Origin of the sequence: Treponema sp. (genome assembly GCF_017430385.1) — a bacterium.
GTDB lineage: Bacteria > Spirochaetota > Spirochaetia > Treponematales > Treponemataceae > Treponema_D.
Map to the genome: position 1 here is coordinate 1 of NZ_JAFRNB010000081.1, position 14,926 is coordinate 14,926.

The following is a 14,926-nucleotide window of genomic DNA, read 5'->3' on the forward strand; positions in this document are numbered from 1 at the left end:
CCGAGTTTTATTACGAACTTCAAATGTTTCGCTACAATTCTCAAAGAATTTTTCTTTTTGCAATATTTCGAAAAATTTCATATCCTGCACATTCCTGTCGTGCATGTTGACCATCCGCTCGACAAAAAAATTCCGTTTACGCCGTCGAAAGTCAAGGTTTATCTGGATTTTATCAATCTCTGGGTGCGCCCGCTTGCCATGCTTGTCAAAAAGTTCGGATTCTGGCACGCAAGCCGCCTTACAAAGCAATGGATGCTCCGTTTCCGAAGGCTTTATCAGTGCTGCGGTAAGATTTATCATTTCCGGCTCACGACAACTGACCGCCCAAAGTACAAGGAAATGCGCGAGTTCAGGCAGATTCACGCGCTCGACCCGCATTTTTTGTGCGTTCCGAGCCTTCATGTTTCCACTGTTTTTCTTGCTTTCGGATTTTATCGCTATATTTTTGGCACAGAAGATTTCACCGAGACAGAAAAACGGCTTTGGGGCGAGGAACTTTACAAAGGCGCGCTTGAAATTACCGAGACTGTTCTTTATGTAAAGCAACACTCAGTCAACTGCATTCCTGCGGCTCTTTATCTTGTGACCGCAAATTTCCCTGAATGGATAACTCTCGAAGATGCCCGCAAATTTATCAGCGAATTGTTTGTAAATCCAGATGGTTTCAGCGAAGAAGAAGCCTATCAGGTACGCGAGCATATCCGTGCTACTTTTGAGCAATATCTTGTCGATGGCCAAAAATCAGCCCACTGGTACGATCCGGTTTGGGAATTTCTTTTGAATTACGAGAAAAAAGAATAGAATTTTCGAGCAGCCCCCTTGCTAAAGGAGGCTGTTTTTTTACTCGCTGTTCTCCGAGTAATACTGCTCCAAGTCTTTTCGGCAGGCAACAAAAATCTCTTCCAAATCAGGATCAAATTGCTTTCCCATGCCGTCAATCATAATCTTGTAGGCCTGCTCAAAACTCATCGGCTCTTTGTAGCATCTTTTGCTGACCAACGCATCGTAAACATCGGCCACGGACATGATTCTTGCTTCAATTGGGATGCCCTCTCCTTCTTTGCCGCCGGATTTTCCTTCCGGGTAGCCATTTCCATCCCATCGTTCGTGATGATAGCGCGCGACATTAAAAGCCGTGTTCACGAAAGCCTCTTCCTCAACATCACGAAGAATAAGATTTACGATTTCACCGCTGTGCTCGGAATGAGTTTTCATGATTCTATATTCATCATCATCCAGTTTGCCCGGCTTGCAGAGGATTTTTGTGTCGATGAAGATTTTGCCCAAATCGTGCATAGGAGCGGTCCTGATAATATCCTCACCTTTTTTGGCAGAAATTTTTAGGAATTTTGGATTGCCAGTTCCAGCTTTGTTTCGGCGGATTATCTCATCAACAAGGATTTTCATGACTTCACTCGTTCGTTTTACATGACCGCCAGTATTTCCATCTCGTGAGCCAATCATATCACCCAAGCTTGAGACGATTCGCCGCTGAATTTCCTGAATGTGAACAGTCTGCTTTGCAACTTCATCGCTCAGTTCAGTAGCAAATCGTTCCAGCATCATTTTGTGCTCTTCATGCTCCCGCACTTCGGAATCAACATCCCGCGCAACACAAATAACTTCAATCGGCTCATTCTTGGAATTTCTTTTACACACGATGAAACTAGAACGATACCATCGGCCAGTGTCAGGTCCATGCAAGTCACGGGATTTGAAATCTGCGCTGCAATTGTCCGTGTCTTTAAGCCTGTCTTTCAGAGTATCAAGATTGTAAAATTCCTTCACTTCCCTGATGTTCTCAGGAATAAAAAATGCTGCCGGGATTTCAGACAGTGCCTTGCGAATGCTCGTGTATTTTTCAAAATAATCATGAAGCAAAGTTGTCGCACGGATGCATAACCCAGACGACAAACGCCCCGATGAGCAGCTTTGGCTTGGTTCCCTGAAAATAACTTCGGGTGAGTTTGTAGAACATTGTGCTCGAAAAATCAAGACTCTCACCCTTTTTATAGTAGAAAATGAATCCGATGACAACTTTTCCGGCTTCTTCCTTGAAAGCCTGGACCGGCATTTCGCCCGAAATCTCAGAAGGTCTGTAAATAATGTAATCGCCGTAATCAAGCGGAATGTACAAGTCCTGAGAAACATAAAAATGAGCGAGCATAATCTTGCTGTCGTCATAATTTCTTAAATCGAGTTCCTGAACGATTTCTTTGCCGCTTTGCTTTGAGTGCTGATGAATTTCGACCGTGCCGCACCAGGAATTGTTGATGTAGCACTCTTTTTTTATGTTGATACGGATATTCCAGTCAGTAATTACAGAATCGCTGAAATTTTGAACCATACAGTCATAAGTTGTTCCTGTAAAAGTTACGATTTCATCATTGAATTCAATGTCGCGCTTGTCCCATGAGTCAGCAAGCCCCGCCCTCGGATAGAGACTGATTATACATTCCGCGCTTTCATTGTCAGAAACAAGTCTTTCCTTTGCGTTAAACCGATTTGTCTCAAAAATATGAATTAAAAAAGTTACGAGTATAAAAACAAAAAAAATGCCAAGAACGCTAAAAATTATTAGGTTCGATTTTTTTTCCTTTTCCATAAAAACTCCAGAGCAGGATGCAGAATCGCGGTTTAAGATTGACCGTACGGAACTCTTGTACGCTTTCTGCAACCGCCACGGATTTTCGGCTTAAACCTTGAACAGATTGATTTGCGAAGAAATTTCGTCGATTGCATCACGAACATCGTTTGAATTCTTTGCGAGTATGTCGCCGCTTTCACCGATTCTGTGTGCACCGCTGGAAATCTCTTCAACTCCCTGCCGCATTGTTTCGGTAGAAGAGCGGAGTTTTTGCATTTCTTCAAGGATAAGCTCGTTTCTGCCTGCAATGTCCTTTGAAGCATGTCGTACATCGCCCGTGCTGTCGTTCATGCCTCGGAGCGCATTGTTAATCTGCTGAGAACCTTCATTCTGCTCTTCCATTGCATTCTTGATGTGAGTGACAAGCTGTTCCGTTTCACCGATTTTATTCGATACGATTGCAAATGCCTCACTCGCCTCTGTTGAAGCAACGACGACGCTGGAAATCGAATCCTTAATATTGCTGAGCTGCTGACCGATTGTCTTTGACTGTACGCTCGAAGTTTCTGAAAGCTTACGGATTTCATCTGCAACGACCGCAAAGCCCTTTCCTGCCTCGCCTGCGTGAGCCGCCTCAATTGCCGCGTTCATTGCAAGAAGATTTGTCTGCGAAGCGATGCTTGCGATTGCGAGGTTAGCATCATGAAGCATCTGGCTCTGTTCCTCAATCTGCTGAATCCTCTCGTTTACATCCTTCTGCTTGTTTACGCCGGTGTCGGTGTTCTGTGCAAGAATTGTGAACGAAGCCGCCATTTTATCAACGGAAGAATTGACCGAAGCGATGTTTCCAATCATTTCCTCAACGGCACTTGAAGCATCTGCAACGCTAGAAGACTGCCGCTCAATCATGTTGTCAAGCTGAGAAATACTTGAGGCGATTGTGTCAACGGCATCTGCCGCCTGATGAACGCCCTGGCTCTGTCCTGCAATCTGGTCATTTATGTGATCGATATTCGATATGATTTGAGTGATTGCGCTCGCCGTGTTAGATGCGTTTCCTGCAAGTGAATCTCCAAGAGTCTGCATGTCGCCCGATTTTGTCTTGATGTGGGAAATTGCCGTGCGGAGTTTTTCGATTGTACGGTTGAAGTATTCGCTGAGCTGAGCAATCTCATCTTTTCCCGAAACAGGAAGTTTCGCCGTCAAATCACCTTCACCTTCAGAAATATCCTTGAAATTCTCCGTAATTCGCGCAATCGGACGGACAAAAACACGGACAATAACCAAAACGAAGACAATACATGCAATGATAACGACAAGGAAGCCAATTCCGACCTGCTGAGTCAGAATCTTTCTGAACAAAGAAAGCTGATTTCCTTCTTCCTTGGCAACAGCTGCATCAATATCATCGATATAATTTCCAGTACCGATAACCCATGAATAAGGCTTGTATGGAGCCGTGTAAGAGCGTTTTGGCTCAGGTTTGTCACTTCCAAGCTTAGGAAATTTAAAATCACAGAATCCGCCCGCATCACTTTTACCGATTTCGATGAATTCCTTGACCATATATTTGCCGTCTTGGTCGGTCCAGTCAAGTCGATTTGTGCCCTCGGTAGCCGGTTTTGGCGGAAGCAAAACATTCACGCCGTCAAAAGTATCAATCCAGAAATATCCGTCCGTTCCGTATCGGATGCCACGAACCAATTCCTTTATAAAAGATTTTCTCTCTTCAAGCGAAAGCCCCTGATCTTTATAAAGCTCATCATAAGTCTTAATGAGGGAAATTACATTCTGTACCTGCCACTGAATTTTTTCATCATAACCAGAAAGCATAAGGCTTTTTTGATTTTCCAAGGTGTATTTCTGTACCGAAACAAGAGTTTTCAAAGAAAAGCCAGTGTACACTGCGGCAACTACAAGCAAGATACAAACTGAAAAACCGCCGACTTTAACCTTCAAACTGCCAAAAAGCCCATGTTTAGTTGACTCTGCCATAAATTAATATGCCTCCTGAAACAAGTTTACGAACTTTATACAGATAATTTTAAATTATACCACTGAATTTCTATCTGTCCAGAAATTAATGAATTATGGTAGAATTTTCTTTAAAAATAAGGTATTATGGGCGTTACCCGCTAAAGCGGGTCGGGCTATCCGCGGTTCCGCTTTCGCTACATTCGCTTCGCGAACAAGCCGCTACTATCCCTAACGCTTTTCTTTCAGGAATTTTTATGAAGTATTTTTTTGAAACTTACGGCTGCGAAATGAACATCGCAGAAAGCGCAAGCGTAGAGCAGCTTTTGATTTCACGCTCCTGGGAAAAGGCTGAACGCCCAGAAGAAGCAAATCTCGTTATTATCAACACTTGCTCCGTTCGCGGAAGTGCCGAGCAGCGCATTTTGGGCCGACTGGGCTATTTTGAAGGCGTAAAGAAAATCCGAATGGGCGACCTAAATGCCAAAATCCGCCTCGATGACATGAAATATGCCGCTGAGTTCTTCAAAAAGAATGGCGAAGTTCCGCTCACACTGGTCGTAATGGGCTGCATGGCCCAGCGTTTGCTCGACGATCTCAAAAAAGAATATCCTGTCGTTGATTATGTCGTCGGCACTTTCGGAAAATATAAATTCGGTGAAATCATTCAGGCTGTCGAAAAAGGCAGCGACCCGTTCAAAATTGAAGAAGAAGAAACATACACCTTCGCACCAATTTCTTACGAGCAGGGCGCATTCTCAACTTTCGTTCCGATTATGCACGGCTGCAACAATTTCTGCACTTACTGCATCGTTCCTTATGTCCGTGGCCGCGAAATCAGCCGCCGCGTCGACAAGATTCTGGCCGAAATCGACTTTTTGAGCAAAGCAAATGTCAAGGAAATTACCCTTCTTGGTCAGAACGTAAACGCATACAAGGGCGAAGACGGCACAAATTTCCCCCAGCTTCTTGAAAAAATCTGCCGTCACATCGACGAGACAAAATCTTCCATTAAGTGGATTCGATTCGAGTCTTCAAACCCGAACGACTTCTCAGACGAACTTATCGAAGTAATCAAACGGAATCCTCATGTCTGCCGGGGCTTCCACATCGCAGCCCAGCACGGAAACAACGAAATCTTAAAGCGCATGAACCGAAAGAACACCCGCGAAGAATTCGTAGAGCTTGCACGAAAATTGCGCCAGGCCGCTCCAAGCACTCAGTTGATTACCGATTTGATGGTCGGATTCCCTGGCGAAACCGAAGAGCAGTTTAAGGACATTCTTTCGCTCATGGAGGAAGTCAAATTCGAGTCGGCTTTCATGTATTTCTACAACCCGCGCGAAGGAACACCGGCTGCAAAATACGACAACCAGATTCCAGTCGAAGAGAAAAAGGCTCGCCTCCAGAAAGTTATTGATTTGCAGTCAAAGCACACAACAGAAGTAATGACAAAACGAATCGGCGAAGAAATTGAAGTCCTCTGCGACATTGTTTCCCGCCACGACGAGACAGAACTTTTGGGCAAAACCGAGCAGAACGAGCGCATAGCCTTCAAAGCTGACAAAAAGTTGATTGGAACTTTCGTCAAGGTAAAAATAGACTCTTTGAATGGAAATACTTTCAGAGGAACTCTTCTAAGCCAATAAAATCATCGGCGAGTTTTTGAAAAAACGCGTTAGGATTTACGTGCGAATCCTAAAAATCTTTTAGGGGTTGCCTTTTATGAGAATAAGAACAGAAAGAAATCTTGTTTCGAGGTACGTTCAGTTTGCTAAACGGGGAGCGGGGATTTTAAGGGGCTTGCCCCTTAGGAGAAAGGGGTGTGGTGAAGACCGCTTGCAGGCTGAACCCAGGGGAAAGGCTTTTCCCCTTCTAAAAGCAATAAAAATCCTTTTTCGCATAGCTTTTTTTTCTTGTTTGGCCTGTTTTTGTTTTGTTGTTCTCGTGAATGCCTGCATGATTCTTTCGACACGAAAATTCGTTTATACAAAAGCTGAAGAAGTTCCAGAAAAATACACGGCGATAGTTCTCGGGGCTGCCGTATACAAAAACAGGAGCGTTTCTTTTGTTTTTCGGGACCGGATAGAAGGCGGAATGGAGCTGCTCAAAAACAACAAAGTTCAGAAAGTCCTGATTTCTGGCGACCACGGACATAAATCCTACGATGAAGTGAACACGGCCCTTTCGTATATCAATGTTATGCATCATTTTAACGAAAGCGATGTGTTTCTTGATCACGCAGGCTTTTCAACTTACGACTCAATGTACAGGGCCAGAGACGTTTTTTGTGTAAGCGATTGTATCGTTGTAACTCAAAAATTTCATATTTACAGAGCGATTTATATTGCTCGGAAACTCGGTTTAGATGCCATAGGCTTTATCCCCGAAGAAAAAAATCCCTTCAGAAAGCGTGTAAAGCTTTCATGGGAAATGCGGGAATGCCTTGCGCGGGTAAAAGCCTTTTTCAGCGTGGCTTTCAACGCAAAACCTGGATTGCTCGGACAAAAAATTCCGATTACAGGCGATGGAAATTCAACCAGAGATTAAAAAAGACTATCAAAACAACTTTAAATATAACAAAACTTTATGTATAATTTTTGAATATTAGGAGCGCTAAATGCCAGTTAAACTCATCGGAACTATAATTCTCTTGATTCTCGTAACAATTTTTGCAGGCGTGAATCTTGACAACAAGTGCGACATCACTTTCATTTTCTACACATTTAAAGACATTCCTGTCTTTATGACTGTCATTATTTCCTTTGCAATCGGTGCCGTTTTCATGCTGCCATTCACTTTTGGCCGCGGCAAAAAAAAGAAGTGTCCTAAAACAGAAGACAAAGCAACTGTTGAAAACAAAGAACAGCCAAAAAAGCCTGTGGCTACCGAGTCTAAAACTCTTTTTGATTTCAAAATCAAGCGCGAGGCAAGCAAAGCAGAAAGCGAAAAAGGCAAAAATGAAAGCGGGAAAAAATCGCTTTTTGGCTCAGGAAAGAAAAACTCCAAGGAAGAAAAAGCTGATTCAAAGTCAGAAAATGCCGCTTCAGCTGATGCCGAAAGCACAGGCGCGCCAGTTTAACTCTTTGCGGTCATGAGCCTGTTGAAATGCGCTGCGTAATAATCGGGGCTGCCCCAATCAAAAACTACAAAAAAATCCGCTCGTTTTTGCGGCAAGACGATTTTGTCATCGCGTGTGACGGCGGATTAAATCACATTAAAAAACTCAAAGTCAGACCAAATTTAATTGTCGGTGACTTCGATTCGCACAAAAATCCTCATTCCACAATCGAAACAATTGCCCTTCCACGCGAAAAAGACGATACGGATTCAGTTTTCGCGCTCAAAACAGCAATTGCCCGCGGCTTCAAAGATTTTTTGTTCATCGGAATGATTGGCGCAAGGCTCGACCATGGACTTGGGAACCTCTACATGCTCGTAAAATGCTTTGAGGAAGGCTTAACCGCCATGATGCTCGATGATTATTCTGAAATGCAGCTTGTCGGCAAAAAAGAAGCCCTTATCACGGACGATTATGCCTATTTCTCGCTCCTGAACATAACAGGAAGAGCAAGCGGAATCACAATCAAAGACGCAAAATATCCGCTAGAAAATGCCGAAATCAAACAAGATTATCAATACGGAATCAGCAACGAAGTGCTAAAAGGAAAGACCGCCAAAGTCTCTGTGCAGGAAGGTTGTTTGCTACTAATTAAAATATGGTAACTATGCAACTTTAAGCAAGAAAAAAATGCAAAATGATGTACTAAGAATCAATTAAATGCGAAAAAACGGAAGCGGGAAGAAAAGCAGAACGGTTTGAGGCACTTGCAAGGTTAATGCACCGCAAGCAAATACGTAAAACAAAGAGTTCTAAAAAGTCCCCTTGCACCTAGGGAGCGTTAAGAAAACTCACGAGGTGAGTTTTTAGCGATTCTCCGAAGCAGCTGTGCTGCGTAGGTTCCTCAATACCGTGTTTTTTCTGGAAGCGTACGCTTTTTCACACTTGCAAGTGAATTTTGTACGCCTTTTGTTTGTATTGATTAAAACTTCGCTTTTCTAAGTCGAACTTCCTCAATGTTCTCGCTGAACAACTCTCGCAAATCGTTCAAACCAAGTGCCATGAGCGCCATTCGGTCGATACCCATACCCCATGCGAGGACTGGAACATCTACGCCCATTGATTTTGTAACTTCCGGACGGAAAATACCAGCACCGCCAAGCTCGAACCAGCCCAAAACAGGGTGCTTGATATGAACTTCGACAGATGGCTCCGTGAACGGGAAGTAGCCAGGAACATATTTAACCTCTGTTGCACCAGCGATTTCCTTTGCGAACATCTCAAGGAAGCCGAGCAAAGTGCGCAAGTTTACGTCGTCACCAAGAACGATACCTTCTGTCTGATAGAAGTCGCTCAAGTGAGTTGCGTCAACTTTGTCGTAGCGGAAACATCGTGCGATACCGAAGTATTTGCCCGGGATTTCTGCCTTGTGAAGCTGGTGAGCCGAAAGAACTGTGCCCTGTGAGCGCAAAACCAATCGGCGAGTGAACTCGTGGTCGAAATTGTAGTTCCATCCACGGCTTCCTGTGTTGCCGCCGTTTTTGTGAGTGTTAGCAACATTTGAAAGCCACGGTTCTTCGATTTCTTTTGCGTGAGTCGGGTTTTTGATTCGGTAAACGTCGTGAATGTCGCGGGCAGCGTGGAACTGAGGCATGAAGAGTGCGTCACCGTTCCAGAATTCTGTCTCTACGAGAGGACCGTCGAATTCCTGGAAACCGAGTGAGCAGAGCTTGTCCTTAACATGCTCCAGGAACTGAACATAAGGATTTGTGCGGCCCGGAATGATTCGTGCCGGCGGAATTGCGATATTGTAGCCACGGAATGTGCCGTTCTTCCACTCTCCGCTTGCGAGCATCTGCGGAGTGACGGCACCAAGCTCTTCGCCTGTAATTCCGGCATTTTTGAGAGCCTTTACAACATCAGCGCTTGCTGCTTCAAGTTTATAAACGACTGTCTCACGCTCAATGATTTTGAATGGTGAATCAGCTGCCCCTCGCTTTTTTGCATAGTTTGTAATGACTTTCTGCTCTTCTGCAGTCAAAGCTGCGTTGTCAAGCTGACCATTCTCTGCTTTTGCGGCACGTTCAAACAATTCTGTGGCAATTTTGATATTTGTCGGAACTTCTGCGCCTGAATATTCAGCCTTCTTTTCGGCATTCATTTTGAGGACACCAGCCTTTGAAAGCTGACCGAAAGCAGAACCTACGTCCTTCTGCTCCAAGCCTGTGCCGGCTGCGATTTCAGGCAAAAGTTTAGCACCGTTTTCCTTTACAAAGTTGATGATTCGGACTTCTGGGATTCCGTCTTTGGCATAAGCACGGCCAAGCTCAGTGATTTCATAAAATGTGTGTGGAGTTTTGCTTACGACAGAAAGAAGCTCTTTGCCACCAAGCCAGCTGAATGCCTGATTTGCATGACCTTCTTTGTAATCCAGCTCTTTCTGGAGCTTTTCTGATGTTAATTCGTCTTTTGCTGTGTAGTTAAGAAGAACCTTGATTTCAAGCGGGTGAAGGTTTTTGATAATGTTCTGAATGTCCATTTTTTTTGTAATCCTAATATAAATAATTTGAGCCAGCTCTTATGAACTGGCTCATTGCGTTTAGCGCGTGAACTGTACATAAGAATGATAAACTGCCCATTTCATATTTTTATCATCCTTAAAGAATTTTGTGTTATCCCTGCGGAGGTAGCGATAGTTGTAATACTGATTTTCTTTTTTGAAGTCATCGAGACATTCAAGAACAGTATTCATTGCCTCGCCCTGATCAAATGACACTGACAAACACTGATAATAGATGTGAGCCTCATCAGTGAGTGGAGTGTATTCAATAGTAACTTTTGCAGTCTTGTTTGTTGTGTGCTGGTTCTCAGGAACAATAAGACGTGTTGAAGTGTCGACGAAGTTTGGGTCATTCTGCAACTCTGACAAATCTTCAGCAAATGCAAAACCTGCAAAACAAAAAAGTGCTGCTACAACAGCGATAAATTTCTTCATAATATTCCTCCTTGGTAGAAAGCTGAAAAACAGCAATCTGCAAGATGTTTATACAATTATAAATTTAAGACTAAATAAAAAGTTACAAAATTCTTTTAAAAAGTCTTATACTCTACTATTTTAGCCGTTTCCATAAAAAAATCAAGGGTAACTTTATAACGCCCGGCATCCACCCCGATTTTTGGCGGCTCGCTCATAAATACAGTTCCACTGATTTCCTTTGGCTTGGACTTAATCCATTTCCGCTCGTAATTCCTAACCGCAAGCTTTAAAGCCTCAGAACAAGCAGCCTGAATTCCTTCAAATCCGTCTGAAAGCTGAGCATAGCCCTCGCCCTTGATTCTCGGATGCAGGACAGAAGCCCATCCTTTGTAAACATGAACCTGAGCATCAGAACGGCGGTATTCAACCCAGCAATTCAGAATCGAATCTTTTATCCACGGTTTGGCATAATTTACAGTCTTCAATTCACTTTCACTAAGTTCATGGACAGGCGTAAATTCAAAATATTCTGGAACCCCGCGAGCCTTATCATAAGGAACATAAACAAAATTCCAGCCGTAGACCATTCCAGAAAGAATAAGAGGCGTGACTTCTTTGATTTTTCGGACTGGAAGCGCAAACGCATTTTTTTCTACGGTTTCAACTCCAGGAAAAGCCTCAAGGGATGCCCAAAGCGCGAACCGAACCATCCGCTCCTGACTAACATCCTGAGCAAACATCGGGAGAAGAATCAACATCAAAAAAACAGAAATTATCTTCTGTAAGCGTTTTTCCATATCTTAATCGGATGAACACCCATGCGAACGACAAAATAAAGCCATGCGAAGCCGAATCCTGCCAAATGCGTCAGATGTGCGACATTACTTGAACCTACGAACTGGCTGAAAAATTCAATCACTGCGTAGCCAAGAACCATTAGCGGAGCCGGAACCGGAATCAGGCCCCATATATATATTATCGACCGCGGAAACAAAACAGCGTAGGCAAAAAGAAGCCCATATATCGCCCCGCTCGCTCCAATCAATGAAATTCCGAAAGTCCACGGCTGAATTCCGTTTGCCATCAAAAACTGACCGAATCCAAAATATGCACCAAGAGAAAAAAGTCCGCTACAGACACCAATCACAAAATACATCAGCAGGAATTCTTTTGAACCGACAGCTCGTTCAATCGAAGTTCCGAAAATCAGGAGGGCGAGCATATTAAAGAAGAGATGCCTCAAATCTCCATGAATGAACATATAGGTAAAAACCTGCCAGAAATTGTGCTGATAAACAAATCCAAATACACTAAGCCCGAAAAAATTCTTGTTCAGGCCAAAAAATCCAATTAAAAAATGAACGGCGGTATTTACTATGACAAGAGCAAAAGCCGCCTTGAAAAAAGAATAAGTGAAAGGTTTTCGTAAAAAATTCATTAGTTATCCAAATCTACATCAGAAATAATCTTTGAGTCGGCAAAGGTAACACGATTTCGGCCAGATCTTTTTGAAACATAGAGGGCTTTATCAGCCTGATCGACAAGTTGCTTTGCCGAAGTAACAGGATTCAAATTGATGTCAAAAGTCGTGACTCCGAGGGAAATCGTAACTTTTACATGCCTGTCTTCGTAGCAGAAATCAAATTGCTCGACTTTGCTGCGAATTCTTTCGGCTACAATCATCGCATCATCCATGCTAGTTTCATTGAGAAGAACCGTGAATTCCTCTCCGCCGTATCGTGAAGCCATATCCTGACCACGAATGCTTGACTTGATGATTTTTGCGACAGTCTGCAAAACATAATCACCGCAAGCATGGCCGTAAGTATCATTAAAACGCTTAAAAAAATCAATATCAAACATTATGACCGAAAGCTTGTCTTTGTTGGCAAGTGCATGGTCGAGTTTGTCAGTGAGCACATTATAGAAGAAATATTTAAGCCTAAGATGTGTCATCATATCAGTTGATGACCGTTCAAGAAGGGCTGCATTATTGATTGCGATAGAAGCCAAAGAAGCTATAACCGTAAGCTGTTCCTTTTCGTAATCAGTGTAGCTGGCATCATCCGCAAGAGTAATTCGCTCACCAAGAAGAAGAATTCCGTTAAGATGGTTGTGCTGAACAAGCGGAATTATCAGAGATGGCTTGAGGGTTGTAATCATGTTCAAATCAGTTGAATCAGGAAGATTTTCGACAAGCTCATCAACGGTATAAACTTTGTTGCTCGATTCCAAAAGCCTGACAACCGGGTTTGACATTGGAACGATATAAGAAATGTTTGGATTTGGATCCATGCCATTGTAATTTGAATCAAGGTGAAAAGAATCTTCATCAAGTGCGTTAAGAACAAAAATTCCCGCGCCGAGAACATGAAACTGCCCCATGCAAGTGTAGAGAATTGACTCAATCAATGTTGAAAATTCGAGGGTAGAACAAAGGGAACGAGAGATTTCAAGAAGTTGCTGCAAGTCGTAAATTTTCTTCTCATATTCGCCTATAACTTCCTGAACTTTCGGATTTTGCTCAATCTCGACTATTTCATTACTCATGATTCTTTTTCTATCTCACCAATAATCGCGTAATTTTTCATAATTTTAAGGAATAGCTTCCAGTTTTCCTGCTGTTGTTCAATCATTCCAGCTCCATCGTGATTTCTTGCAGATGAAAGAAGAACCTTAATATTAGAAACCATATCAGACTTTGACTTTTTTGAATCAACAATCAGCTCGCCGATTTCCATATAAAGCTGATACAAAACACGGGACAATTCCTGAATCAGTTTGTGAGCCTGATTGTTGATGTTATCGACTAATGCCCCGACTTTTTTTAAGAAATCAGGATTTGCCCGGCTGTCCTGAATAAGACCTCGAAGCTGAGCCTCATCATTTTTGCCGCCACGCTCAAAACTTTTCTCAAAATCAGCAATTTGATTGTCAATTTCGTTCATCGCATAGATAGTAGAAGAAAAATCGGCCTTGTAACTCTGGTTGTTGAAAAATCCTTCGATGACGATATTGTTGAGAACCGTTCTGACAGCTGGTGTCATGAACTGGGCCATGAATGATTTTAAAACTTGCAGAGGTGTTATCCACACAAAAGAATATGGAGTTTCCGAGCGTAGATATTCGTTTGTCACTGCATTATAAACATTCAATTCCTCAAGAGGTCGCTCGCCAAACAATTCTTTTATTTCAAAAGAAACCGTGTAATCCTTAACTTCGCCCTTGATTCGCTCTGAATCAGATGCAAATCGCTTCTGCATGAATTCGATGAAAGTTTTGAGCGATGCCGTGCGATAAGATGCAAACTGGAAATTGATATTAAAATCTTTTCGTCCAAGAGAAATGACTTTTTTAAGGACATCAGCCGTGAGGAATCTTGTGAAGACCGTGTTAATCTTTTTGAGATTGCTGGAAATGCCTTCTTTTTCACGCTCAGAAAGTGGCTGGCCTGTAAGAAGTTCTTTGAGCGCGAAAATTGCCATTTCTTCGGAAACAGTTATCTTGAAATTTGCAGTAAGGTAATACAAATCCTGAAGAATCGCCGCAAGCCGCTCCGGTGGAACAGCTGTGACATTCACGAATGAAGAAGATGCGAGGCCGTCAAATTCCGGGTCAAAAGTCCTAACGATGTTTATGTAATTAAAATGACAAATATCAGCAAGCTGTTTAAGGGAAGAAATTGTATCGTCAATCTTGATAAATCCTGGTGCCGTAAGCTGCTTGAGAAGAAGATCCAATGTGCGCCGCTGAAGCTCAATCACTTTGTTTATAGGACTGTCGGATTCCATAACAGCCTTTTTGCGATTTTCGTATTCAAGGGAATAAAATTTTTCTTGGGAAGCTTCGTCAAAGCCGGTGATTATAAGCTCTGACTCAAAGCGGCCGTTTCGCGGAATATCCTCGGAATTGATAGTTTTTGAAAGAATGTCATCGATTGGCTTTGTATTTTCGTAAAGGACACGAAACAACTCACCGAAGTTAGGCTGCAGCAATCCGTTCTTGATAATCTGTGACGGCAGCACCTTCAATTCGTTTTCGATTTTACGCATCTCCGTGCGTTTTTTGACTTCTGGAGATGAACTCATGAAAATAGATTCAAATAATTCCTTTAAAGCCCTCAAAAATCCCATATCTTCTATTGTAGTAGCTAAACGGCTTTTTTACAAGATTTTTAAGCTTTGTATTCAGGGCATCCGCATCAAAAGCACTCTGCAATTGAATTCTTAACAAGTATTGTATTTAAAGATTAGGCGAGATGATAAAATAACTTCGGGTAGTAAAAATGACATTGAAGGAAACATTCGAAGAAATCACGGACGACAGA

At 42.7% G+C, this 14,926-nt stretch carries 14 protein-coding genes; 5 read left to right on the forward strand and 9 right to left on the reverse strand.

Going from position 1 to position 14,926, the window contains the following annotated elements; genetic code table 11:
* On the forward strand, positions 1-801 hold an 801-nt coding region (locus tag IJJ71_RS05630), incomplete at its 5' end, for a hypothetical protein (RefSeq protein ID WP_296845845.1).
* 39 nt (positions 802-840) lie between these two features.
* On the opposite strand, the gene IJJ71_RS05635 is transcribed toward IJJ71_RS05630, so the two are convergent.
* The 3 genes from IJJ71_RS05635 to IJJ71_RS05645 form a co-directional block, all read right to left on the reverse strand.
* Entirely contained in the window at positions 841-1,914 is a 1,074-nt protein-coding gene (locus IJJ71_RS05635) for an HD-GYP domain-containing protein (RefSeq protein WP_296845846.1), read from the reverse strand.
* Positions 1,871-2,605: a hypothetical protein gene (locus IJJ71_RS05640; RefSeq protein ID WP_296845847.1), complete on the reverse strand. Its 735-nt coding sequence runs from the start codon at positions 2,603-2,605 to the stop codon at positions 1,871-1,873. Before IJJ71_RS05640 ends, IJJ71_RS05635 begins: the two co-directional genes overlap by 44 nt.
* Before the next feature lie 90 nt (positions 2,606-2,695).
* Positions 2,696-4,582 (reverse strand): methyl-accepting chemotaxis protein, encoded by a 1,887-nt coding sequence (locus tag IJJ71_RS05645; RefSeq protein WP_296845848.1) that lies wholly within the window; start codon positions 4,580-4,582, stop codon positions 2,696-2,698.
* Between the two features lie 236 nt (positions 4,583-4,818).
* Between IJJ71_RS05645 and miaB the strand changes: the two genes are divergently transcribed.
* The 4 genes from miaB to IJJ71_RS05665 all read left to right on the forward strand — a co-directional run bounded on the left by miaB (position 4,819) and on the right by IJJ71_RS05665 (position 8,287).
* A complete protein-coding gene (gene miaB, locus IJJ71_RS05650) occupies positions 4,819-6,210 on the forward strand; it encodes a tRNA (N6-isopentenyl adenosine(37)-C2)-methylthiotransferase MiaB (protein WP_296845850.1) in 1,392 nt (463 codons plus the stop codon).
* A gap of 310 nt (positions 6,211-6,520) precedes the next feature.
* Positions 6,521-7,111 (forward strand): SanA/YdcF family protein, encoded by a 591-nt coding sequence (locus IJJ71_RS05655; protein WP_296845851.1) that lies wholly within the window; start codon positions 6,521-6,523, stop codon positions 7,109-7,111.
* 70 nt (positions 7,112-7,181) lie between these two features.
* Positions 7,182-7,643, forward strand: coding sequence for a LapA family protein (locus IJJ71_RS05660; RefSeq protein ID WP_296845852.1), 462 nt, complete (start codon positions 7,182-7,184; stop codon positions 7,641-7,643).
* A gap of 26 nt (positions 7,644-7,669) precedes the next feature.
* Positions 7,670-8,287 (forward strand): thiamine diphosphokinase, encoded by a 618-nt coding sequence (locus tag IJJ71_RS05665; RefSeq protein WP_296845853.1) that lies wholly within the window; start codon positions 7,670-7,672, stop codon positions 8,285-8,287.
* 317 nt (positions 8,288-8,604) lie between these two features.
* Here the strand turns inward: IJJ71_RS05665 and pheS are convergent, their stop codons facing one another.
* The 6 genes from pheS to IJJ71_RS05695 form a co-directional block, all read right to left on the reverse strand.
* The gene (pheS, locus tag IJJ71_RS05670) at positions 8,605-10,161 is read right to left on the reverse strand and encodes a phenylalanine--tRNA ligase subunit alpha (RefSeq protein WP_296845855.1); all 1,557 of its coding nucleotides are present in this window, start codon (positions 10,159-10,161) and stop codon (positions 8,605-8,607) included.
* Positions 10,162-10,221: 60 nt separating this feature from the next.
* On the reverse strand, positions 10,222-10,617 hold the full coding sequence (locus IJJ71_RS05675) for a hypothetical protein (protein WP_296845857.1): 396 nt from the start codon (positions 10,615-10,617) through the stop codon (positions 10,222-10,224).
* 95 nt (positions 10,618-10,712) lie between these two features.
* The gene (locus tag IJJ71_RS05680) at positions 10,713-11,396 is read right to left on the reverse strand and encodes a hypothetical protein (RefSeq protein ID WP_296845859.1); all 684 of its coding nucleotides are present in this window, start codon (positions 11,394-11,396) and stop codon (positions 10,713-10,715) included.
* A complete protein-coding gene (locus IJJ71_RS05685) occupies positions 11,372-12,037 on the reverse strand; it encodes a rhomboid family intramembrane serine protease (protein WP_296845861.1) in 666 nt (221 codons plus the stop codon). The genes IJJ71_RS05680 and IJJ71_RS05685 overlap by 25 nt, the downstream gene beginning before the upstream one ends.
* Positions 12,037-13,149, reverse strand: a complete 1,113-nt coding sequence (gene dgcA, locus IJJ71_RS05690) for a diguanylate cyclase DgcA (protein ID WP_296845863.1) — start codon at positions 13,147-13,149, stop codon at positions 12,037-12,039. The genes IJJ71_RS05685 and dgcA overlap by 1 nt, the downstream gene beginning before the upstream one ends.
* A complete protein-coding gene (locus IJJ71_RS05695; RefSeq protein WP_296845865.1) occupies positions 13,146-14,687 on the reverse strand; it encodes a DUF5312 family protein in 1,542 nt (513 codons plus the stop codon). The genes dgcA and IJJ71_RS05695 overlap by 4 nt, the downstream gene beginning before the upstream one ends.
* Between the last annotated feature and the right edge of the window lie 239 nt (positions 14,688-14,926).

Coding starts and splice junctions, on each gene's coding strand:
- IJJ71_RS05640 (WP_296845847.1), bottom strand. CDS start 2,605: ATGGAAAAGGAAAAAAAATCGAACCTAATAATTTTTAGCGTTCTTGGC.
- IJJ71_RS05645 (WP_296845848.1), bottom strand. CDS start 4,582: ATGGCAGAGTCAACTAAACATGGGCTTTTTGGCAGTTTGAAGGTTAAA.
- miaB (WP_296845850.1), top strand. CDS start 4,819: ATGAAGTATTTTTTTGAAACTTACGGCTGCGAAATGAACATCGCAGAA.
- IJJ71_RS05655 (WP_296845851.1), top strand. CDS start 6,521: ATGATTCTTTCGACACGAAAATTCGTTTATACAAAAGCTGAAGAAGTT.
- IJJ71_RS05660 (WP_296845852.1), top strand. CDS start 7,182: ATGCCAGTTAAACTCATCGGAACTATAATTCTCTTGATTCTCGTAACA.
- IJJ71_RS05665 (WP_296845853.1), top strand. CDS start 7,670: ATGCGCTGCGTAATAATCGGGGCTGCCCCAATCAAAAACTACAAAAAA.
- pheS (WP_296845855.1), bottom strand. CDS start 10,161: ATGGACATTCAGAACATTATCAAAAACCTTCACCCGCTTGAAATCAAG.
- IJJ71_RS05675 (WP_296845857.1), bottom strand. CDS start 10,617: ATGAAGAAATTTATCGCTGTTGTAGCAGCACTTTTTTGTTTTGCAGGT.
- IJJ71_RS05680 (WP_296845859.1), bottom strand. CDS start 11,396: ATGGAAAAACGCTTACAGAAGATAATTTCTGTTTTTTTGATGTTGATT.
- IJJ71_RS05685 (WP_296845861.1), bottom strand. CDS start 12,037: ATGAATTTTTTACGAAAACCTTTCACTTATTCTTTTTTCAAGGCGGCT.
- dgcA (WP_296845863.1), bottom strand. CDS start 13,149: ATGAGTAATGAAATAGTCGAGATTGAGCAAAATCCGAAAGTTCAGGAA.
- IJJ71_RS05695 (WP_296845865.1), bottom strand. CDS start 14,687: ATGAGTTCATCTCCAGAAGTCAAAAAACGCACGGAGATGCGTAAAATC.